Here is a 21,566-nt window from a genome sequence, read left to right as displayed (position 1 = left end):
CTATCAACACAAAACGGGTAAGGAGAGAAATATCCTTTCTAGAAGGAGGAACGAATTATGAGAAAACATAGTCATAGTCAACCGACTGATGCATCTAAGTCTGAGTTAAATGCGGATGAGCTGCTCTTTCATGAGCTCGAGCAATTTCCAGAGGGAAAGCTGGACACGCACGATATACATCGACTCGCCAAAATGGTGAACGAGTACCAGGGTAAGATCAAGGCTGGTCTTCTTGAACAGCATGAGAGAAACGCAGGTACGGGAGCAAGGATCGCTGACAAAGTGGCCATATTCGGAGGCAGCTGGAAATTCATATTCTCCCTTGCAGCTATAATGAGCTCTTGGCTGATCTGGAATCACAGCCGCTCCTCCTTGTTCATCTTAAGCTTCATTCTTTCTATATTCACGGTGTTTCAAGCCACTTTGATCCAGATGAGTCAGAATCGGCAGGCGGTGAAAGACAAACAAGAACAGATTATGGATATTGCAATCAATTACAAAGCTGAGAAGGAAAATGTAGAGATCCAGAATCATCTGCTGCACATGGAAGAGAGACTGAAATATATGGAAGCTGCCACATTGAATAAACGCAGGCATGTTAGAAGAAATCAATCATGATGAATCGATAGAATTACAAACCAAAAAGCCATTTCAGTAAGAACAATCTGAAATGGCTTCTTTAATACTTAATTATTTGGTTACCAGCTTCAGTGGCGCAGGGATCGATTTCTCTACCTTCTTGCCCTGAAGTACATCCTTGGCTGCCTTCACAGCCAATTGACCGATTAACTCCGGCTGTTGTGCAATAGTGGCTGTTAGCTTGCCTGCCTTGATCGAATCCAGTGCATCTTTGTTCCCGTCAAATCCGATTACAGGGATATCCTTGCCTGAGCTTTGGATCGCTTCAATTGCACCAAGTGCCATTTCATCATTGTGTGCGAAGACTGCCTGTACATCAGGGTTACCTTGAAGGAGATTCTCCATGACATTCAGTCCTTTGGTCCGGTCAAAATCAGCAGCCTGCTTCGCAATCACCTTCAGCTGTTGATCCGCAATTTCGTGGAAGCCTTTCCCCCGCTCACGAGTAGCTGAAGCACCAGGGACACCCTCAAGTTCAATAACCTTGGCGTTCTTGCCCAGCTGATCTACAATATACTGCGCTGCCATTTTACCGCCTTTGATATTGTCCGAAGCCACCAACGCTTTAATATCACCTTTATCAGCGGAACGGTCGAGTGTAATTACTGGGATTCCCAAATTATTGGCGGATTGCACCACCGTAGAGATGGATGCCGAATCGGTTGGGTTGATGAGCAGTGCGTTAACCCCTTGTTGAATCAAATCATCCACATCATTACTTTGCTTAGCCGAGTCGTTCTGTGCATCCACAACAATGACTTTAATCCCCTGCTTGGCCGCTTCACTCACAACCCCGTCTTTGAGTGAGACAAAGAAGGGGTTGTTCAAGGTGGAAATGGACAGTCCGATCTTGGCATCCTTCAAGCTCCCCGCGGCTTTGGGCTTGGCCCAGCCGGGAGGTTCCAGCGAGCATCCTGTCATCAGAACAAGCATTAGGGATATAAGCACTAACGTAACTTTTTTCATAGTAGTCGTCTCCTCTTAAGCAGATTTCTTGCGGTCTATGAGTACAGCGATGACGATCACGATCCCTTTAACGACCATTTGATAAAAGGAAGATACGCCGAGCAGATTCAAACCGTTATTCAAGGTTCCGATGATAAGCGCACCAATCAAAGTACCTACAATTCGTCCACGCCCGCCTGATAGGCTGGTTCCGCCCAGAACTACGGCTGCAATCGCATCAAGTTCATAAGATGTACCTGCAGTAGGCTGAGCTGAGTTCAGACGGGAAGTAAGAATAGCCCCTGCAAGTGCCGAGAGCAGTCCTGCCAGCGAGTAGATCATGATTTTTACTTTATCAACTTTAATACCAGATACAATCGAAGCCTTCTCATTACCACCGATAGCGTAAGTTTTGCGGCCGAATGGCGTTTTGTGCAGTACAGCCCAGAGTACAGCGAAAGTAATGATCATGGTGATGGCCGGAACCGGAATCCCAAATTGATAACCTCGTCCGAATAATTGGAACACCAAGCTGTTCCCAAGGCCCGTAATTGGATTTCCGTCTGTGTAGACCAGAGTAAGTCCTCTAAATACAGTCATAGTAGCCAAAGTTGCGATAAAAGGTGCCATTTTACCTTTAGTGATCATAAGTCCGTTGACTGCACCCATGACACCCCCAGCAAGACATCCGATAATAATCGCTAGAATCGGGTCAAAACCGGAGACCATCAGATTGGCTACGAATGCACTCGATAGAGCCAATATCGATCCGACAGACAAGTCGATTCCGCCGGTAAGAATAACAAAAGTCATACCGAAAGCGATCAGTGCATTAATAGATACCTGACGAAGCAAATTGAGGATATTGAGCGGCTCGAGGAAGCTTGGATTCAGGACAGAGACGATGATGATTAGGATAATGAGACCAAGAAGCGGTCCGAGCTTTTGAGTCATTTGGGATACATTAAACTTCTTAGTGGTTTTGGCTTCATTCATGGTAGTCATGTTATTGTCCCCCCGTTGCTAATGTCATGATTTTCTCTTGGGTAGCTTCATCGCGCGTTAGTACCCCGCCTAAGTGACCTTCATGAATGACGATGATCCGATCGCTCATGCCCAGCACTTCAGGCAGCTCAGAGGAGACCATAATGATGGCGACCCCTCTGTCGGTCAGCTCATTCATCAGCTGGTAGATCTCACGCTTGGCCCCGACATCCACTCCGCGGGTGGGTTCATCCAGAATGAGCAGGCTCGGGCCGATCCCCATCCATTTCGCGATAACCACCTTCTGCTGATTACCACCAGACAGATTCCGTGCAGCCGTTTCGCCAGATTGTGTCTTAATTTGAAGACGCTTGATCAGCATGTCCACGAAATCCTGCTCTTTGCTGCTGGAGATGAATCCCTTGGTAGTGAAGCTTGCCAGACTAGGGAGAGCCATGTTCTCACGAATCGTGAAATCCAGCACCAGTCCCTCGTCCTTGCGGTCTTCCGTAATAAATCCGATTCCGTGCTTTACCGCATCTTCAGGTCTGCGGATGTTCACTTTCCTGCCCCGAACCCTCACTTCCCCATGATCTAGGGAATCAAGGCCAAATATAGCTCTCATAATCTCTGTTCTTCCCGAACCCATCAGTCCAGAGAATCCGACGATTTCACCGGCTCTTACCTGAAAGCTGATGTCCTCGAATTGATTCTTTCTAGAAGCTTGTTTGACCTCAAGCACCACGTCTCCTAGCTTAGCCTGTCTTGCTGGATAGCGTTCTGTCAGCTCTCTACCCACCATCTTCTTGACTACTTCATCGAAGTGGGTATGTGGAATCTCCTTGGTATCCACGGTTTTGCCATCCCGCATGATCGTTATCCGGTCACAGATTGCGAAGATTTCCTCCATCCGGTGTGAAATGTAGACAATCGAAACCCCATCTTGCTTGAGCGCTGCTATTACCTCGAACAGCTTCTGAATCTCACGTTCTGTCAGCGCTGCGGTGGGCTCGTCCATAACGATGACTTTCGAATGGGTCATTAAGGCCTTACTGATCTCAATCATTTGCTGCTGTCCTACCGATAACTCACCCACTTCCTGGTGAAGAGGGATATCCACGGATAATTTGCGGAACTGCTCTGTTGCGAGCGTTTTCATTTGTTTTGTATTCAAAAATCCGCTTTTTGAAGTAACTTCCTTACCGATGAACAAGTTATCCAGCACGGTCATATCCGGCCAGACATTCAGCTCCTGGTGAATAAAAGCAATTCCGTATTCCTCAGCTTCCTTGGGAGAAGTGAAATACTTCTCCTGCCCATCTATGATGATATTCCCTTCGTCCCGCTGGTGGAGACCGATGAGAATGTTCATGAGCGTGGACTTCCCGGCTCCGTTCTCACCCATTAACGCGTGGACTTCTCCTTCTCTAAGCTCAAAATCCACGCCGGACAGCACCCGGTTGGTACCGAAGGATTTATGAATGTTGGTCATTTGAATTTGCATAATGAACTTCCTCCTTAACCGAAATGGACACCCGCCTGTAAAATGCAATTGGCATAAGGTGTAGCTTCACCCGTCCGAATGATGACTTTGGCATGGCGGGACAATTCCTTGAACTTCTCATGGGTGCACCATTCCATAGGGGTACCTAAGAATTTTTTCTCCATATAGTTCGCTTGAGGTACATTGTCAGTCCTTATCTCTTCAGCAAGAATTACTTTCTCTATGACCATATCGTCTGCAATCAGATCTACGACCTGTTGGAACGCAGGAATTCCATAGGTTAAAGCCAGATCAATCTTGGGTACACCACTTGGAATCGGAAGTCCGATATCCGCTACGACAATGTAATCCGTATGTCCAAGATCCGACAGTATTTTGGAAATGTGACTGTTCAAGATGCCATGCTTCTTCATGTTTAAAGACTCCCCTCAACTTCTTCACGTGTAGGCATTCCGCCCTGGGCTCCAAATTTGGTCACCGATAATGAAGCTGCACGATTAGCGAACCTTACACTCTCATAGATGGGCTTCCCCTCAGCCAAAGCTACAGCAAAGGCAGCATTAAAAGTATCGCCAGCCCCCGTTGTATCTACCGCCTCAACCTTATAAGCAGGAACAAGAATTTCTTGCTGTCCATCAAAATATCTGACTCCCTGCGCACCTTCCGTTATGAACAATTTGTTAGGATATTTCCGAAGGGCCTCGGAAGCACTTAGTCCATCAAAAACAATAGCCGCCTCATGCTCGTTCGGTGTTAGATAAGCCGCTTTCTCGATTACAGAAGGATCCACTGCCCGGGCAGGAGCCGGATTTAACAGCAGCGGGATGTTCATCTCAGCACAGATTTGACTGACATAGAGAACGGTTTCCTCCGGAATTTCCTGTTGGATCAAGATCATGTCCATCTCCCTAATCACATCAAGCTTCTGCTCGATGTATTCGGGCGTTACGAGATCATTAGCCCCTTTGACAACGACGATGCTGTTATCCCCTTCCGCCAGAACAATATGGGCTGTTCCACTTTCACAATATGTAACCGGTTCCACATGGCTGACAGAAATATGATTCGATCTGAAATTGTTCAAAATAACTTCGCCAAAGTTATCCTTGCCTACCCGGCCGATCATGACCGCCTCAGCACCAAGCCGTGCAGCAGCGACTGCCTGGTTGGCCCCTTTTCCACCGGGAACCACCTTGAAGCTTTCACCTAGAACGGTCTCCCCCGCACCGGGACGTTTGCTTGAGGTAACGACCAGATCCACAGCGCAGCTTCCTATTACACCAATTTTAACCATATTAATCCACCTTTCTTGTCGTATCCCGCTGAATAAAGCTTACGGGCATTTGAATATTATTGTGAAGCGCATATCCATTCTCCATAATTTCTATTAACAGACCTGCTGCTTCCCTGCCCATCTCATAGGCGGGTTGATGAATAGTTGAAAGTGTTGGATACACCAGACTGCTAAGAGGAATATCGTCAAAGCCTATAATCTGTAATTCATCGGGTACCTGCCTACCTAGACGAAGCGCTTCATGCAGCACAGCCACAGCTGCGATATCATTACTTGCGATAACCCCATCCGTATCCGGATATTTCTGAAATAATTCCTTGGCGCTGACCCCTGCTTGCTCATAGGAGAAGGAGGACGTCTGAACAACCTGGTAGGGTGTTCCGGATTGTTCAAGAATCTCTAGCGCTCCCTGATAACGGTCCTGGGCAGGCCGAACATGCTTGGGCCCTTGTTGAATCGTAACATTCCGGCTTCCGCGGGCCAGAATTTGCTGAGCCGCTATGCGACCGCCTTCCCGGCCATCCGCATAAACAGACGGCATGTCATTTGAAGTTCTATCTAGAAAGACAACGGGGATCTTCAGCTTCATATAAGTGTCCGCGTTCGGGTCGTTCGTCGAAGAAATCACGCCGACCACATTGTTCTGGACAAAAGTCTGAATGTAATCCCGTTCCTTATGTTCATCCTCATCGCTATTGCCGAATATCAACCGGTAGCTGCTCTCCTGCATCCGATCCTCAACCCCGCGAGCAAGCTCAGGGAAGTACGGGTTCGTGATGTCAGGCAGTAGAAGGCCGATTAATTTCGATTTCCGCTTAAACAAAGAACGCGCCACTTCATTAGGAGAATAATTTAATTGTCTGATCGCTTCGTCAACTTTCTGACGAGTATTCTCATGAACATAACCCGTATCGTTAATGACTCTCGAAACCGTAGCCACCGATACACCTGCGTGGTTCGCGACATCTTTGATTGTGGCCATTGTCTTATCACCTCTCAAATATGTAACCGGTTACTCATTAAAATTAACACACTGATTTCAGTTTGACAAGCCATTTTTGTTAACGCTTTCACAGGGTTTTGTTTCCAGGCGGATTAGAACAGACTTTTTCTTTTAAAAACAACAATAATATCCCGGGTTGCACCCTCATATTGACTTGTATCAAAACAGGACACAAGCTCCCATCCTTCTTGACCATGAAGGTTCAGTTCATCCTGGAACTTCTCTTCGTTAATCTTACCGCCCATAAACCCACCTGTTTTAAACTTTATCGTTCTATATTCCCACTTGTCCATGTCACTCAACCTTTCTGCTTTACTTCATAGATTAGATTCATATACGCTAATTATATTCGGCAGGAAATGGTAATAACAACTGTGACATTCTTTGCACCGCTTCAAAATTTTGTAATAATGTAAATAAATACAATTGCAAGGAGAGAACTATATTGAACACTATCGTGTCAGTCCTGATCAGCTTACTCATTGTCCTATTTGTATTCTCCCTAATTCGCAAAGTAAGCAGCACAAGGAAGATTCACCGGCTTAATCCTTTAGCCAGATCGTTCCGTAAAGCGCCTGATGCCCCCTCCCTGGCAGAACCAGAAAGTCCAGCCTATGATCTGGCTGTCAAGCTGGAGAAGTCCATCTCGGCAGAATGGGCCAATTCCTTGAAGCAGCGGGTTCTTGCCGAGCATCCGTATATCTCCGAACGCGAATACGAATGGCGCTGGGTGGAATTGAAGCGTTTCTTTGTCATGTGTTCGGTCCTGAAGCAGGTTCCTATGTTCAGCCGGGCCGTTGATGAAGTCTGGCATGAAATGCTCATGTACACTCAAGAATACCACCAATTCTCCAATCGCTTCCTGGGGCAAATGCTTCACCATGCACCTAATGGTGAGCCTTCAATCCCAATGCCTAATGAACGCGCCTGGTTCGACCTTGTATATGTAGAACTGTTCGGCTGGAATTATCATAATGCCGTGATCTGGGGAGCTTTCTTCAGGAATCCACTTCCCAAGGAGGAGCTTGAGCGATACAGCCAACCCGGCAGTGTGCTGGAACCTCAAAGCCGGTTCAACACATGGGCTTATGAGAAATCTCCCGAAGCACGTAAAGCCATAGACAAGATCATAGACAATCTGCAGCTTCGTATCGAACTTGCTGAACAGCAACTTACTCCAGACCGTAAAATGGATTTCCGTGACACGGATTTGCTGCTGACATCTGCCGTATTCTTCTCGTTCAATGATCCAGATAACTTTGTGGATCACATGGTTCCCGAGCAGCTGGCTAATCGAAAAGACACCTCTGGCTGCACCTCCGCTTCAGCCTGTGGGTCCGGTGGAGCAGATTCCAGCAATCCAAGCTGCTCATCGAGTCACTGCAGCGGCTCTCACTCCAGTGGTTCACACTGCAGCAGTTCATCTTGCAGCAGTGGCTCATCCTGCGGCAGTGGGTGCGGGGGCGGAGGCGGGGATTAAATGATCCCTAATTGTGCAACAGGACAATCATTTCACTGCCCGATTACTCGATTATTGCTTGGTCATATGAACAATAAAAAGATGACTTCAGATTAATTTCAGAAGTCATCTTCTTGTTATATACTCATAAAGTGCCATTTTTGTTGCCGGCTAATTTAACTCAGCGTATTCGCCGTGCAAAATCAACAAACTGAAACTTGTCCAACCGATGCCTGGACTCTGTGTACTGGAACAAGGTGGTATCTTCCAAATATACGAAGTTGCGCACCACTACCACATGTGACAAGCCCTTTAAATCCATCAGCCTGCGATCTTCCTCTGTCGCTTCTTCGACTGATATTTCCTTTTTTGCATAGCTGATGACCAAACCTAGGGTTTGTTCGACATAATCATAGATAGACTCAGCAGCTATCTCTGCGGTCATAGTCTGCACGGCTTCAGGCAGCAAATAATCCTTGTCCAGAATAACCCGCTCCTCTTCAATCTCTCTGACCCGTATAACTTCCCAGACCGGAGCCTGAGTTGGAATCTGAAGGAAATATGCAATATCCTTGGGCGCTTCAATCTGCGCTGTCTGCTCCACAATCGTTCTGGTCGGCCGGCCAATCTTCTCTGACATTTCTTTGAAACTAATCAGCCCGGTAATGGGGAAATTCATTCTTCCAATATCCAGCACAAATGAGCCTTTGCCCATCATTTTATGGATATAACCATTCTGGGACAACAAATTAAGTGCTTTCCGAACCGTTTCCCGAGTTGTGCCATACTGTTCAGCAAGCTCGCTCTCAGAGGGCAATTTCGTCCCTGGCTCCAGCGATCCGGTCTGGATTAGCTCTGCATATTCATTATAAATGTTCAGGTATATATTCTTCTTCATCCATAATCACCGTCCTCATCTTACCATAAGCCGAAGTTTTCCTACCTGATCTTTACATCCACTAATTCGAAATATTCACACACCAGCATCATCTCTTTGGTATATTTAAGCCCCAATTCACTTAACTCTTTTGTGAAAAAGTCTTCGTGCGCTTGCTTCCAGTATTGATAAGTTCTGTCTCCTTCACCTTCTGCGATAGCAAATTCCTCTGGAACCTCATTCATTGGCAGTATACTCACTTCTACTGTCTTAATAATGGCCAAAGGCTCATCTTTACTATCTAAGATAATGCTGTAATTTCCAACGGAGGGTAATGGCTCGTTGTCGATTTCATAAAAGACCAGCCCAGAACACGTGGCCGTCTTTACACCCTCTATTACTAGCTGAGCCAGATGATCTGGATTAGCTCCAAATTGCCACGCACTTACTGCTTTCGGTGGTTCTTGACTCTGAGACTCCCAAAATTCGTTCCAATATATCTGTGATGCCGTATTCATAATTTGCTCTCTCCCTTTAAACAGAACTAGGCAGCTACCTAAGCTAAATTATATATTCCCCTCTCCTGATTTAAAAGGTAAGCTCAATTTACATGGATCTATTAACAAAAACAAAATAAATAGTCCAATTCATATTTGAATTGGACTATCAGGTATACCTAGCTTATTACGAAGTCAAGCGAATACTTAGAATTATATCCCGATACATCACGACTGGTCCCAAAGGTTGCTCTTTCAACTGCCCTACCACTTCTTGACCATCCGGAATCAGGATTGGGGTAATTAAGGGTAATCCGGCCGCTCGTATGGCCTCCATGTCGAACTCAATCAACAGCTGTCCCGCCTTCACTTCATCGCCGGCTTGAACGTGTGAAGTGAATCCATTGCCTTTCAGGGAGACCGTATCGATTCCGACATGAACCAGAATTTGCAGTCCTGAGGCATGCTGCAGAATTACAGCGTGCTTGCTCTTGATCACATGGGCCACAACTCCGTCAAAAGGAGCAACAACCCGCCCTTCGGTGGGCTCAATGGCGATTCCCTGCCCCATTTGTTCCTGGGCAAAAGCTGGATCAGGCACTTGATTCAATGGAACTGCCGTCCCGGTAAGCGGTGAACGAATCTCAAGGATGCTGCCGCCGGATTGCTTCTCCTCGGACGTCGTCTCAGCCTTGACTTCTTCATGCGAGGTTGCTGTTGGTTCTACCTGCTTCTTCCGGTTAGAGAATTTACCGTATAGCACCGTTAATCCAAATGGTACCACCAGCACAATCCCCATACCCGCGAAGAATACCAGCCACTGGTTCGGGAAGATGGATAGGAATCCAGGTATCCCGCCTACCCCTATCGAAGAAGCCAATACATGATTCAGTGTCAGCAGAATTCCGCCTATCGCAGAACCGACCATACCAAAGATAAATGGATATTTAAATCTTATGTTCACCCCAAAGATCGCCGGTTCCGTCACACCCAGAAAGGCAGAGACGGAAGAAGTCACCGCAAGCCCTTTGGCTTTCTGATCTCTCAATACGAACAGCATCGCGAGTGCCGCGGCACCCTGAGCAATGTTGGAAAGAGCAAGCATCGGCCACAAGAAGGTTCCTCCTTGGCTGCCGATCAGCTGAACATCAACCGCAAGGAACGTGTGATGCATACCTGTTACAACCAACAAGGCATATAGCCCTCCGTAGAGCAGTCCACCAAGGAACGGGAACGCGTGAAAGATATACACCAGTCCCGAAGTTATTGCATTCGCAATGGCGAAGGTAATCGGTCCAATGACGGTAAAGGCAAGGAAACCTGTAACAAGCAGGGCCACAGGAGCCACAACGAGCAGCTTGATAGAATCGGCCACTCTTTTATTCAAGAATCGCTCTATTCTGGCTAGAACATAAGAGGATACTAGTACAGGCAGCACTTGGCCTTGATATCCTATCTTCTCAATATGCCAGCCGAACAAGTTCCACATCGGTATGGTGCCTTTGGCTGAGGCTTCCGCATAGCCATATGCATTCAGCAGATCGGGATGAACAAGGATCAATCCCAGAACGATCCCGAGCAGCGGGCTGCCTCCGAATCTGACTACAGCTGACCACCCAATTAATGCTGGCAGGAAGGCAAACGCAGTACTTGCGATCAGATTAATAATTGAAGCGAAATCCGCCCAGGCAGGATAGACCTGCACAAGGGATTGTCCCTTGAAGAAGATATCCGGGCCAGTCAAGATGTTATTAATCCCCAGCAGCAAACCTGCTGTTATGATGGCAGGAAGAATAGGAATAAAGATATCGGCGAGGGTTTTGATCGCCTGCTGAATAGGATTCTGTTTCTTGCCAGCAGCAGCCTTCACTTCATCTTTGGAAGCGCGCTGCCCGCCCGTGATGGAGATCATCTCATCATATACCTTGTCCACCAGTCCAGGACCGATAACCACCTGAAACTGTCCCTGAGTTGAGAAATGACCCTTTACAAGCTCATTCTGCTCAAGCAATTTCTCATCGACAATCGAATCATCGACTAATACCAGACGAAGCCGGGTCACACAATGTGTGGCCGCTTCTATGTTATCTTTTCCACCGACCGCCTGAACGATTTGTTCAACGCTTTTTCTGTCGATCGCCATGATTTCAACTCCTAACAAATTATTCTTATCTAAAATTCGTTACCGAATTAACCACATATAGGAAGCATACGGAGATAGCTCAGTCTGATCTTGAAGTTCCGGTTGCAACTTGGTGTTCCCAATAAGCAGCTTCGAATGCCTACCCACCACATATTTGGCTTGAAAATCTTCAGGCAGCCGTAGAAGAGCATCTCGGTCACTGAAATTCGACACTACAATCAGTGTCTCCAGCTCGCTAACTCTCGCATAGGCATACACCTGAGAATGCCCTTCATCCAACCGGATATATTCGCCATCTGTTAACACCGGAAGTTCTTTTCGCAGGGCAATCAGCTTCTTGTAGTGATGGTAGATCGAATCTGGATCATTCAGCTGCTGCCTCACATTGATATCCGGATATCGCTCATCCACCTTAATCCAAGGGGTGCCACTCGTAAATCCAGCCTGTGGGCCATCATCCCACTGCATAGGAGTTCTGGAATTATCCCTTGAGCGTTCACGGATGATCGCCATGGCTTCCTCCGCTGATTTACCATTCTGCTGAAGGATTTGATACATATTCTTCGATTCAATGTCTCTTAGTTCACTGATATCCTTCCAGTGCGGGTTCGGCATGCCGATCTCTTCCCCCTGAAAAACATAGGGAGTACCTTGAAGACCATGCAGCGTAGTTGCGATCAGTTTGGCACTTTCAATCCGATACTCCTTGTCATCCGTGAACCGTGAAAGCGCCCGGGGCTGATCATGATTGTTGAAGAACAGTGCGTTCCAGCCACCACCCTGCTGCATACCTGTCTGCCAGTCGGATAACAAACGTTTGAGTTGTTCAAAATCATACGGCATGAGCTCCCATTTCTGTCCATTTGGATAATCCACCTTCAAATGATGAAAGTTGAACGTCATCGAGAACTCCTTCTCTGCGGGGTTCGAATATCGGATACAGTTCTCCATCGTAGTGGAAGACATTTCTCCTACCGTTACCAAATTATAAGGACCAAATACGCGCTCATGCATTTCTTGCACATATTCATGAACTCTTGGACCATCTGTATAGAACCTGCGTCCGTCACCGGGAAGAACTGATCCATCGTCATTCGGGAAATCCTGATCTTTCGAGATCAGGTTAATGACATCCATTCGGAAGCCGCTAACTCCCTTCTCAGCCCAGAAAGTCATCAGTTTCACAACTTCCTCTCTGACCTTAGGATTCTCCCAGTTCAGATCGGCCTGAGTCTTGTCGAACAGAGTCAGGAAATATTGACCCGTCCCTTCATCATACTGCCAAGCCGGTCCGCCAAACTTGGACTGCCAGTTGTTAGGAAGACCCCCATCCGGTGCCGGATCCTTCCAGATATAATAATCCCGGTAAGGGTTATCTTTCGATTGCCTTGACGCTTGGAACCATGGATGCTCTGTAGAGGAATGGTTAACTACAATATCAAGCATCAGATGCATGTTCCGGCTGCGGATCTCCGCGGCCAACTCGTCAAAGTCCTCCATCGTTCCATAATCGGGGTTAATCTCGCAATAATCTGCCACATCGTAACCGTTATCATTTTGCGGGGACACATAGACGGGCTGCAGCCAGATAATATCAATACCGAGGTCCTGCAAATAATCTAACTTCTCAATAAGTCCGCGAATATCCCCTTCTCCACTGCCTGTCGTGTCTTTAAAGCTCTTAGGATATACCTGATAAACCGTTGATTTACGCCACCAGTCCTTCGTAATGCTATTCTTCAAGGATGCTTCCCCCTTTGTCTTCTGCAAACGATAAGTTTGGAACGCTTACATTAACCTGTATATACAAGTAAATTCATTTGTTTATATTAAACCTGTATATACAGGCTGTCAAATCCTATTTTTACTAAAACACCTCTATATAGGATGACCCAACTAGTACGGTCCTAGAGGTTTCATTGATAAGTGTTTAAGTACAAGTAAAAACCACATGCTAATTCGCATGTGGCTGCTGAGGCCTTTAATTTGCGGCTCCTTTTGTACTAGAAGAATAAAGTCTTCACAAACTATCTTATTGTGCTAGTGTCTCCCGCTATGAGCAGAAGTAGAATGGTGCTCTTTAGCATGTTTCAGGAGAATTTTCTTGGAGGGTCGGCTAATTAATGGATATATAAGCGTCAGAGCTATGGCTGGCAGAACCATAACAGCTGGTGCCACTTGCAATGTGACTAATATGTAGACGATATAACAGATCGGGGTCATTAATAGAAATCCTGGCAATGAGAAACCTAGTGAGAACCATGTCCAACTTCCCTCTTTCATGGCAAGGGACAAGGTCAGCCCGATTATACTGAACATCATGGGCCATAAGAATAGATAGCTTCCACCCGGTAGATAGAGTGCAGTCATTACCGAAAGGATGGTCCACAAGAGAAGCGTTCCGGCCCAGAGATTGTTTGTTCTTATATAACCTGACAGCCAGCGAATTAGCGGGATTACAATAAGCAGCATGAACAGAAGCAGACCTACAAAGTAGTACAGACTTACTTCCGGTGTTAACCTCGATGTAATGAGCTGACCGCCGCTTATTCCGAAGACGAATATTCCCCATATTAGGGTAACCAACCCGTATACAACAAGTAAACTTAACAGCGTTACGAGAAAACCGCCCAGTGTTCCTCTCACACTCAATCTTTTGCGGATAATCCCATACCCAACAGCAGCGATATATAATGCCGAACCGAAGCCGGCTAACCAAATCGCCCAGGATTCCGGGTAGCTGACCATTTTATGTCCAAATAGATTGAAATAGATCTGATTCTCTTCGGTAATTTGTCTTAAATCAAGCTGTCCGAAATGACGTGTCAAACTCAGCATATACTCCCCTTGGTGCTGCAGACTGGATGGATCCAAGTTGTCAGCCGTATCTATCGGCTGATGATAGGCATTTACTCCCATGCCAAAAGCAAAGTTGAGGCCGTTCAAGCCGCCGAGGCGAAATACAGTCAAATCGGTATCATTCGGCATTAACTTATACACATTGTAGACCAGCGAATAAGCGATGGGCTGAGGTGCTGCTTTGATAAATTCCTTGATCAACCAGCCATTCTGATCACTTGTCTCGAACATGAAGGAAGGTCCTTTATTGCCTCTTGCTTCAAAGTTGAGTACGAGACCTACATCCTTAGCCCAGGGATGCTCCCTCATGAAAGCTTCTGCGCCTAACATTCCCATCTCTTCTCCATCCGTCATGAGGATGATGAGATCGTTCTTCAGCGGTGCAGAATTCTTCAGGGCACGTAGGGTCTCCAGCATGGCTGCAATGCCTGACCCGTCATCTGCTGCCCCAGGTCCTCTTGCAACCGAATCGTAATGTGCGGCAACCATGATAGCTTTGCTGTTCTCGGTTCCTGGAATCCTAGCAACGATATTCTCGAGTTCTACCGCTCGGTTTGTGTTGTTATTCTCCTCGTGGATTTGGACACTCGATTTATGTATTTCTGGTTGGAGGCCAAGTGTGATCAGCTCAGATAACAGATAGTCACGAACTGCTTGATGGGCTGCACTTCCCGCAGGATGCGGCTCCTGCGCTATCGATCTTAGCTTCGTTAATGCTCGGGATGAGGAGAACTTATCTGGCGGAGCATCTGATGGCACCGGACTAGGAGATTGAATGGGCAATAAGCCCACAAAGATAGTCCCTATTAGAAGTAAAGATAGGATTGCCCTTCTCCCCCACCTTACAAGTGCAGTATGTGGAGCTTCATACACATCGCTTGCCTCCTTTTTTTAACATTACGGGTTACAATCCCTTTGATTCTACTCAGTAACGCCAAAAAAATCTATTCCAATTTTGTTAAAATACGGAATCCCAATGTTTTCTTCTGTTCGGCTCTTTCTTAGGGGAATCCCTCGAATTCAGCTGTAGGATTTGGTAATATTTAATGAACGGAATCTGATGATAATTCCTTGTAGTCACCTCCTTCCAGAAAGAAGGCACACTTTAATGCAGAAGACCAATGCCATGCGAATACTGGACAATCACCAAATACACTACAACGTGCATACCTACGATAGTGAAGATGGGCTGGTTCACGGAACGGCGGTAGCCCAGAAGATCGGTCTCGTGCCTGAGAGCGTATTCAAGACTCTTGTGGCCCATAACAAGAACGAACTATTTGTATTCGTTATTCCTGTAGAGTCCGAACTTGATTTGAAGAAAGCTGCCAAAGCTTCAGGGCAGAAAAAGATAGACATGCTTCCTCTGAAAGACCTGACCTCACGGACTGGGTATATTCGGGGAGGCTGTTCCCCTGTGGGAATGAAGAAGCTATATCCTACCTATATCGATAGTTCAGCCACTCATTTGGATACGATAGCGGTCAGTGCGGGGAAGATTGGCATGCAAATGGAGCTGAAGCCGACCGAGCTTGCAGAGTGCATCAGGGCAGAATTTGCGGATTTAATGTCATCAAATAATTGCGTGTGACACTTGTGTTGAATTAAGTTTCTTTTAATTTAGAATCACTAATTCAGCCGAATTACATTGTATTTAATACCAATATAAATAAGCAAACCTAAAATGATAAGTACTCCGGCACCAAGTAATCCACCGATGATAATTACTTTATCAAGCTTTGTAGACCGTTTTTCCATTCTCATGCCTCCTTTGCTTAGTTGTGTTAGTTATGACATGGGGAACTATTTATCTCTTTAGTAATTAAACCAAGAATGAGTGCAATTAGTTTTATAGAAATTTGAGGCGGTCAGCAGCTGAAAGTCCAAGCATTCACCAGAGCTATGACCGTCCCAAAAAAACGTTAACATATTAACTGATTCCGACACGTTTATCCAGTAAATAGAAACCGGACGTCCTGAAGGTATTTAGAACACCACGCCTCCGCGATAGCGGGCACGGTCTCAGACAAGTATTCCCTTTCATCGGGATTGCCCGCGTGGAAGGCGAAACCTCTTATTACTGCCCACAGTATGAAGGCCTCCAACAATCGATCCAACTGATCTGGAAGCTTGATCTGTTCCCCGTAAGCATGAACCAAAATTCTTCGGTTCTCCCGGCTTAAATGCTGGCAGGTCTCTGCTAGATCCAGCAAATAATACCCAAAGCCGCAGGCTGAGAAATCAATAGGACTGATCCGATCGTGATGGACAACATAGTTGCTCTCATGCAGATCTGAGTGGATCAATCCCCAATTCGCTTCCGACTTAGGAAATGCTTCGATCTCAATCTTCATCATCCTGACTGTCTCTTGGTATATGACATAAACATTATCAGCGATAATCCCGTGGGTAACCAATGCCTGCATCGCCTGAACAGTTGCATCCAGTTGTTCAAGATCATACGAGACCCGGCTGAACCCTTCAGGCCGTTCCCACTCTCGCGAGTGCTTGTGAAGAGTTGATATTAGCCTTCCTAGTGCTAGGGCTTCTTCCGCTGTAGGTTCCCTGTTCAGCACCTCTCCCTCTATCCAATGTTGAATAGTCACAAGAAATGGCGTATCTCCTCTCATGATCTCAGTAACCAAATGACCTTTAATATTAAGGTAAGGCTCCGAGACTACCAGATCCGTATCTTCCTTGATGGCCTGCAGCCACCTAAGCTCGGATTCAATGCTTTCACGTGTCTGTGCCTGATTATGTATTTTGAGAAGATAGACTCCTGAGCTCGATTCAAGCTTAAATGTGACCGTATCACTTTTTTGAAGAAAATACACCGTAGTCTCGGGCATGTTGTAATTATTCAGCGCCCTACTTGCTAGCTCATAGTAAAATTCTAATTCTTGGTCTTCCTGCAGCACGCACATTTTACGCTCCTGCCCCTCTTTCATATATGGAACAATTATCCCATAGAAACTCCATACCTTTATATAGAAAAAACGGCTTTGTCCAATCTTTCTTTCTTTAAATACTTCTATTCTGCTGGTATTTCATACGGGTCAGCGACATAAACATGAGGGTGATGAACGACGGAGAGAAAGATCACACTGTTCATCAAAAACTCATCTAAACCTCATGATGAAGAGAATGAGAGCATGCTATAATCAATTCATGATTTAGATTAAGTCTAAAAACAAATATAATTACGAACGGAAGGATGATTCCTTATATGGATAACCAAAAGCCTCTCACGACCAGCACCGGAGCGCCGGTGGGTGACAATCAGAACTCAATGACTGCGGGACACCGTGGTCCAACCTTGATTCAAGACTATCACTTGCTTGAGAAATTAGCACATTTCAACAGAGAACGAGTGCCTGAGCGTGTGGTCCATGCCAAGGGTGCTGGTGCCCACGGGTATTTTGAAGTCACCAAGGATATATCGCAGTACACCAAGGCGGCTTTTCTATCTGAAGTAGGGAAACGCACCCCTATCTTCATCCGCTTCTCTACCGTAGCCGGTGAGCTTGGTTCGGCGGATACGGTCCGCGATCCACGAGGATTTGCAGTGAAATTCTACACTGAAGAAGGTAACTACGATCTGGTTGGCAACAACACACCTGTATTTTTTATTCGCGATGCGATTAAATTCCCGGACTTTATTCATACGCAAAAACGTCATCCGCAAACGCATTTGAAGAATCCAAACGCCGTATGGGATTTCTGGTCTTTGTCTCCGGAATCCTTGCACCAGGTAACGATTCTCATGTCGGATCGCGGAATTCCTGCCTCTCTTCGCCATATGCATGGCTTTGGAAGTCATACCTTCAAATGGGTGAATGCTGAAGGTGAAGCTGTATGGGTCAAGTACCACTTCAAGACCGAGCAAGGTGTGAAGAACATGGATGTAGCCGTGGCGGCCAGACTCGCTGGGGAACATCCCGATTACCACACAGAAGATTTGTTCACTGCGATTGACAAGGGGGACTTCCCGGCTTGGAAACTTTACGTTCAAATTATGCCGGTCCAGGATGCCGAGACTTACCGTTTCGATCCGTTCGATGTCACCAAAGTATGGTCCCAGAAGGACTACCCTCTTATCGAAGTAGGTCGTATGGTTCTGGACCGGAACCCGGAGAACTACTTCGCCGAAGTTGAGCAGGTGACTCTGTCTCCTGGTAATTTCGTACCCGGCATCGAGGCTTCTCCGGACAAAATGCTGCAAGGACGCATCTTCGCGTACGCCGATGCCCACCGTTATCGTGTAGGTGCGAACCATAACACACTTCCGATCAATCGGCCGATCGCTGAAGTGAACAATAATCAGCGTGACGGAGCCATGAGAGCCGATGGCAATGGCGGCTCATCGATCTACTACGAGCCTAACAGTTATGGTGGTGCAAGCGAATCGCCAAGCCACAAGCCTGCACCTTTCGCCGTATCCGGCCTGGCAGACAGCGTACCTTATGATCACAATGATCATTACACCCAAGCGGGTGACCTGTACCGCCTGCTGAGTGAAGAAGAACGGCTTCGTCTGGTTGCCAACATTGTGGCGGCCATGACACCGGTGGAGAAGGACGAGATCAAAATCCGCCAAATCGGGCATTTCTACAAGGCAGATCCAGAGTATGGAACCCGCATCGCTGAAGGCCTGGGCCTGCCTGCCCCACAAGGCGTTTAAATAAATGAGTTCTGTGCAGCAACAAAGAAGCTTCCCTTCAAGGGAGGCTTTTTTGTCATACTGATTTACCCGAAGAAATAAGGGATACATCCGGACTCTTAGTCGGGCACTACAACAATAAAAGTTATCCCATAAGTCATCCATGATGATAATGGGATAGCCTAAGAACTACACCCAACTGCCTTTACGGAATACTGGCTCTATACGGCCATCCTGCAGCTCACCGTCAATTTCAAGATCTGCCGATCCAATCATAAAATCCACATGGGTCAAGCTCACATTCGCCCCGCTCGCAAGCAGCTCCTCCTTGCTCAGCTTCGTGCCCCCTTCCAAATTAACCGGATAAGAACTGCCAAGCGCAAAGTGACAAGAGGCATTCTCGTCAATGCCCGTGTTATAGAAGATTCTTCCCATTCTAGAGATGGGAGAATCCTGGGGAACCAGAGCAACTTCGCCCAGATAAGAGGCGCCTTCATCAGTCTCTAGCAAGGAAGCAAGATCCTCCCTGCCTGTGTCAGCATCATATTCTACAACTTCCCCGTCTTTGAAGGTCAACCGGATTCCGTTAATCAAACGCCCGTTCAGATTAAGCGGCATTGTACTGCTTACAGTTCCGTTAACTCCTGTTCGCAGCGGCATGGTATAGATTTCTTCAGTTGGCATGTTGGCCACGAAATATACGCCGGCTGCATTCTCGTCACCGTCGCCAAGCCACAAGTGCTTCTCAGGCAGCTCAACTCTCAGATCTGTTCCAGGTGCTCTGTAGTGAAGGCTCTTATAGCGTTTCGTATTCATGCGTTCCTGACTTTGCTTCAAGTGCCTGATATGCTCCTGCCATGCCTTAACCGGATCCTCTTGGAGGCCAACCCGGTTCATTTGGAATACCGCTTCCCACATAGCTTCAATACGCTGCTCTTCAGGAAGATCAGCAAAAACCTTGTCAGCCCAAGCACGAGTAGGGGCTTTGATTAACGACCAGCTGACCTTGTTGGTGCGTACATAAGATGAGTATTTCTCGCGGGCAACGGCTGCAGCTCTGACGGCTCTAGAAACTTTGGAGGACTCGATACCCTTGAACAACTCAGGGTCAGGCACTTTAATATGCAGCACGGCTCCCCCTCCTTCTGCGAGCTGCTCCATCATGTCAGCCTGCCATTTAGGGTAATAATCGAAGGATTCATCGCTGGCTTGTTCATACCGGATGCGGGTAACCTGTTCATCCTCCCACTCTACCTGAACGTATTTGGCACCAGCCTCATAAGCTTTGGATACGATCTGACGGGTAAATTCTGCAGTCTCAATTGGAGCTTGTACAATAAGCACTTGACCTTGCTGTATGTTAACCCCTACCTTAACTACCAGCTCTGCATATTTCGATAATAATAATCCGAACTCATTCATAGATACGATAACCTCCTAAGACTTAAGCTTGTTGCCTTATATTATCACGGCTTAGCGTCTGACCTCCAATTAGTAGGGATTCATCGCACTTTAGAGATCCCTGATTCCGTTTAGTCCCACGTATGACCGTTCAAGATCAAGCAGCCTTGTCTTCATATCAAGTCCCCCACGATAACCAGTAAGTGATCCATTCTTGCCAATCACCCGATGACAAGGGACAGTGATCAACACTGGATTTGCACCAATGGCCGTACCGACGGCTCGGACCGAGGCCGGTCGCTGGATGTGAAGAGCGATATCTGAATACGACCTGGTCTCCCCATAAGGAATCTCGCACAAAGCGTTCCATACCTCAACTTGAAAGGGTGTTCCATGATATTCCACGGGTGCGGCGAACTGCTTACGGTCCCCTTGCAAATATTCCTTCAGCTCTGACACATAATATTCCAACCGGGTCTCATCCTGAGTTAACGAGCTTCCCGGAAATCTCCGCGCAACCCAATCAGCCATCTCTTGGTATGGACTATGATCGGACCCAACATAACATAGTCCTTGGGAAGTTGCTGCTATAAATAGATTCCACTTGTCATATGTGAATCTGGTCCAGTAAATCTGCGGCTTCGCTAATTCGGCCATCTAGTTCCCCTCCTCCAAGGTCGATTCTATTATGCCGCTGCCTGTATTCGGCAGGAGTGTATCCGGTTATTTTCTTGAACAGGGTAATAAAATAAGGGGAGCTGGGAATCCCCACCATGAATCCAATATTTCCAACCGTGTAATCCGTGCTATCCAGCATCTCCTGTGCTTTCTTGACTCTAAGCCTTTGAATATATTCAACCGGGGTCAGGTCCGTTATTCGCTTAAACGTACGATGAAGATGATAAGGACTTCCATGAAACAGGTCTGCCAAGAGTTGTAGTGAAAGCCGCTCATGGTAATGGAGATCGATATAGTCCGTGATTTGAGCTACCCAGTCTTCGTTAGGAAGACGCTTGCCGGCAGGCTTACATCTCTTACATGGACGGTAGTCCGCACGAATTGCCTCCTCAGCAGATCTAAATAGGCGAACATTCTGACGATTAGGCTCTCTAGACTTGCAAGACGGTCTGCAAAAAATCCCCGTTGTCTTAACCGCATACAGGAATTGATCATCATAAGAAGCGTTATTCGTAATAATAGCCTCCCAGAATTCGTCTTTCATTGGCCCTGCCTCCCTCTTGCCTTGCGGCTCATGAACACTTCACTCAGTATACCCCCAAATCCTGATTTTGGGATGTATT

At 46.7% G+C, this 21,566-nt stretch carries 21 protein-coding genes; 4 read left to right on the top strand and 17 right to left on the bottom strand.

All coding sequences use genetic code 11. The features are described 5' to 3' along the window. Positions 1–57: 57 nt before the first annotated feature. Positions 58–618 carry a DUF1003 domain-containing protein gene (locus EJP77_RS00685; RefSeq protein ID WP_127197273.1) on the top strand — a complete coding sequence of 187 codons (561 nt, stop codon included), beginning with the start codon at positions 58–60 and terminating at the stop codon, positions 616–618. 72 nt (positions 619–690) lie between these two features. Here the strand turns inward: EJP77_RS00685 and rbsB are convergent, their stop codons facing one another. The 7 genes from rbsB to EJP77_RS00650 form a co-directional block, all read right to left on the bottom strand. Continuing rightward, positions 691–1,605 carry a ribose ABC transporter substrate-binding protein RbsB gene (gene rbsB, locus EJP77_RS00680; RefSeq protein WP_127197272.1) on the bottom strand — a complete coding sequence of 305 codons (915 nt, stop codon included), beginning with the start codon at positions 1,603–1,605 and terminating at the stop codon, positions 691–693. Positions 1,606–1,620: 15 nt separating this feature from the next. Next, the gene (gene rbsC, locus EJP77_RS00675; RefSeq protein ID WP_127197271.1) at positions 1,621–2,589 is read right to left on the bottom strand and encodes a ribose ABC transporter permease RbsC; all 969 of its coding nucleotides are present in this window, start codon (positions 2,587–2,589) and stop codon (positions 1,621–1,623) included. A gap of 1 nt (position 2,590) precedes the next feature. Beyond that, the gene (locus tag EJP77_RS00670; RefSeq protein ID WP_127197270.1) at positions 2,591–4,072 is read right to left on the bottom strand and encodes a sugar ABC transporter ATP-binding protein; all 1,482 of its coding nucleotides are present in this window, start codon (positions 4,070–4,072) and stop codon (positions 2,591–2,593) included. A 14-nt stretch (positions 4,073–4,086) separates the two neighbouring features. Then, on the bottom strand, positions 4,087–4,485 hold the full coding sequence (rbsD, locus tag EJP77_RS00665) for a D-ribose pyranase (RefSeq protein WP_127197269.1): 399 nt from the start codon (positions 4,483–4,485) through the stop codon (positions 4,087–4,089). 2 nt (positions 4,486–4,487) lie between these two features. Beyond that, positions 4,488–5,366: a ribokinase gene (rbsK, locus tag EJP77_RS00660; protein WP_127197268.1), complete on the bottom strand. Its 879-nt coding sequence runs from the start codon at positions 5,364–5,366 to the stop codon at positions 4,488–4,490. A gap of 1 nt (position 5,367) precedes the next feature. Continuing rightward, positions 5,368–6,348, bottom strand: a complete 981-nt coding sequence (locus tag EJP77_RS00655; protein WP_127197267.1) for a LacI family DNA-binding transcriptional regulator — start codon at positions 6,346–6,348, stop codon at positions 5,368–5,370. Positions 6,349–6,461: 113 nt separating this feature from the next. Further along, on the bottom strand, positions 6,462–6,662 hold the full coding sequence (locus EJP77_RS00650; protein WP_127197266.1) for a DUF4177 domain-containing protein: 201 nt from the start codon (positions 6,660–6,662) through the stop codon (positions 6,462–6,464). A gap of 152 nt (positions 6,663–6,814) precedes the next feature. Here EJP77_RS00650 and EJP77_RS00645 point away from each other — a divergent pair, with 152 nt between their 5' ends. Continuing rightward, a complete protein-coding gene (locus EJP77_RS00645) occupies positions 6,815–7,849 on the top strand; it encodes a glycine-rich domain-containing protein (RefSeq protein ID WP_127197265.1) in 1,035 nt (344 codons plus the stop codon). Positions 7,850–8,009: 160 nt separating this feature from the next. On the opposite strand, the gene treR is transcribed toward EJP77_RS00645, so the two are convergent. The 5 genes from treR to EJP77_RS00620 form a co-directional block, all read right to left on the bottom strand. Continuing rightward, positions 8,010–8,726 carry a trehalose operon repressor gene (gene treR / locus EJP77_RS00640; RefSeq protein ID WP_127197264.1) on the bottom strand — a complete coding sequence of 239 codons (717 nt, stop codon included), beginning with the start codon at positions 8,724–8,726 and terminating at the stop codon, positions 8,010–8,012. Positions 8,727–8,767: 41 nt separating this feature from the next. Beyond that, complete coding sequence (locus EJP77_RS00635; RefSeq protein WP_127197263.1) at positions 8,768–9,223, bottom strand: ASCH domain-containing protein; 456 nt, start codon at positions 9,221–9,223, stop codon at positions 8,768–8,770. Positions 9,224–9,389: 166 nt separating this feature from the next. Next, positions 9,390–11,345 (bottom strand): PTS system trehalose-specific EIIBC component, encoded by a 1,956-nt coding sequence (gene treP / locus EJP77_RS00630; protein ID WP_127197262.1) that lies wholly within the window; start codon positions 11,343–11,345, stop codon positions 9,390–9,392. Positions 11,346–11,384: 39 nt separating this feature from the next. Continuing rightward, complete coding sequence (gene treC / locus EJP77_RS00625) at positions 11,385–13,088, bottom strand: alpha,alpha-phosphotrehalase (protein ID WP_127197261.1); 1,704 nt, start codon at positions 13,086–13,088, stop codon at positions 11,385–11,387. A gap of 297 nt (positions 13,089–13,385) precedes the next feature. Beyond that, positions 13,386–15,077 carry a M20/M25/M40 family metallo-hydrolase gene (locus EJP77_RS00620; protein ID WP_127197260.1) on the bottom strand — a complete coding sequence of 564 codons (1,692 nt, stop codon included), beginning with the start codon at positions 15,075–15,077 and terminating at the stop codon, positions 13,386–13,388. A 235-nt stretch (positions 15,078–15,312) separates the two neighbouring features. On the opposite strand from EJP77_RS00620, the gene ybaK reads away from it, so the two are divergent. Then, positions 15,313–15,795: a Cys-tRNA(Pro) deacylase gene (ybaK, locus tag EJP77_RS00615; protein WP_127197259.1), complete on the top strand. Its 483-nt coding sequence runs from the start codon at positions 15,313–15,315 to the stop codon at positions 15,793–15,795. Between the two features lie 38 nt (positions 15,796–15,833). Here ybaK and EJP77_RS20965 read toward each other — a convergent pair whose 3' ends face one another. Further along, positions 15,834–15,962, bottom strand: coding sequence for a hypothetical protein (locus EJP77_RS20965; protein WP_281278440.1), 129 nt, complete (start codon positions 15,960–15,962; stop codon positions 15,834–15,836). Between the two features lie 191 nt (positions 15,963–16,153). After that, positions 16,154–17,152: a phosphotransferase enzyme family protein gene (locus EJP77_RS00610; protein WP_127197258.1), complete on the bottom strand. Its 999-nt coding sequence runs from the start codon at positions 17,150–17,152 to the stop codon at positions 16,154–16,156. A gap of 278 nt (positions 17,153–17,430) precedes the next feature. Here EJP77_RS00610 and katA point away from each other — a divergent pair, with 278 nt between their 5' ends. Then, positions 17,431–18,885, top strand: a complete 1,455-nt coding sequence (katA, locus tag EJP77_RS00605) for a catalase KatA (RefSeq protein ID WP_127197257.1) — start codon at positions 17,431–17,433, stop codon at positions 18,883–18,885. A 168-nt stretch (positions 18,886–19,053) separates the two neighbouring features. Here the strand turns inward: katA and EJP77_RS00600 are convergent, their stop codons facing one another. The 3 genes from EJP77_RS00600 to EJP77_RS00590 all read right to left on the bottom strand — a co-directional run bounded on the left by EJP77_RS00600 (position 19,054) and on the right by EJP77_RS00590 (position 21,487). Next, positions 19,054–20,286 carry an aminopeptidase gene (locus EJP77_RS00600; protein WP_127197256.1) on the bottom strand — a complete coding sequence of 411 codons (1,233 nt, stop codon included), beginning with the start codon at positions 20,284–20,286 and terminating at the stop codon, positions 19,054–19,056. A 90-nt stretch (positions 20,287–20,376) separates the two neighbouring features. Further along, positions 20,377–20,922, bottom strand: a complete 546-nt coding sequence (locus tag EJP77_RS00595; RefSeq protein WP_127197255.1) for a methylated-DNA--[protein]-cysteine S-methyltransferase — start codon at positions 20,920–20,922, stop codon at positions 20,377–20,379. Next, entirely contained in the window at positions 20,873–21,487 is a 615-nt protein-coding gene (locus EJP77_RS00590) for a bifunctional transcriptional activator/DNA repair enzyme AdaA (RefSeq protein WP_127197254.1), read from the bottom strand. Before EJP77_RS00590 ends, EJP77_RS00595 begins: the two co-directional genes overlap by 50 nt. Positions 21,488–21,566: the final 79 nt, after the last annotated feature.

This window comes from Paenibacillus zeisoli, assembly GCF_003994465.1.
GTDB classification, from domain to species: domain Bacteria; phylum Bacillota; class Bacilli; order Paenibacillales; family Paenibacillaceae; genus Fontibacillus; species Fontibacillus zeisoli.
Note: the sequence above shows the minus strand (reverse complement) of the source record. Positions and strands in the feature narration are given on the sequence as shown.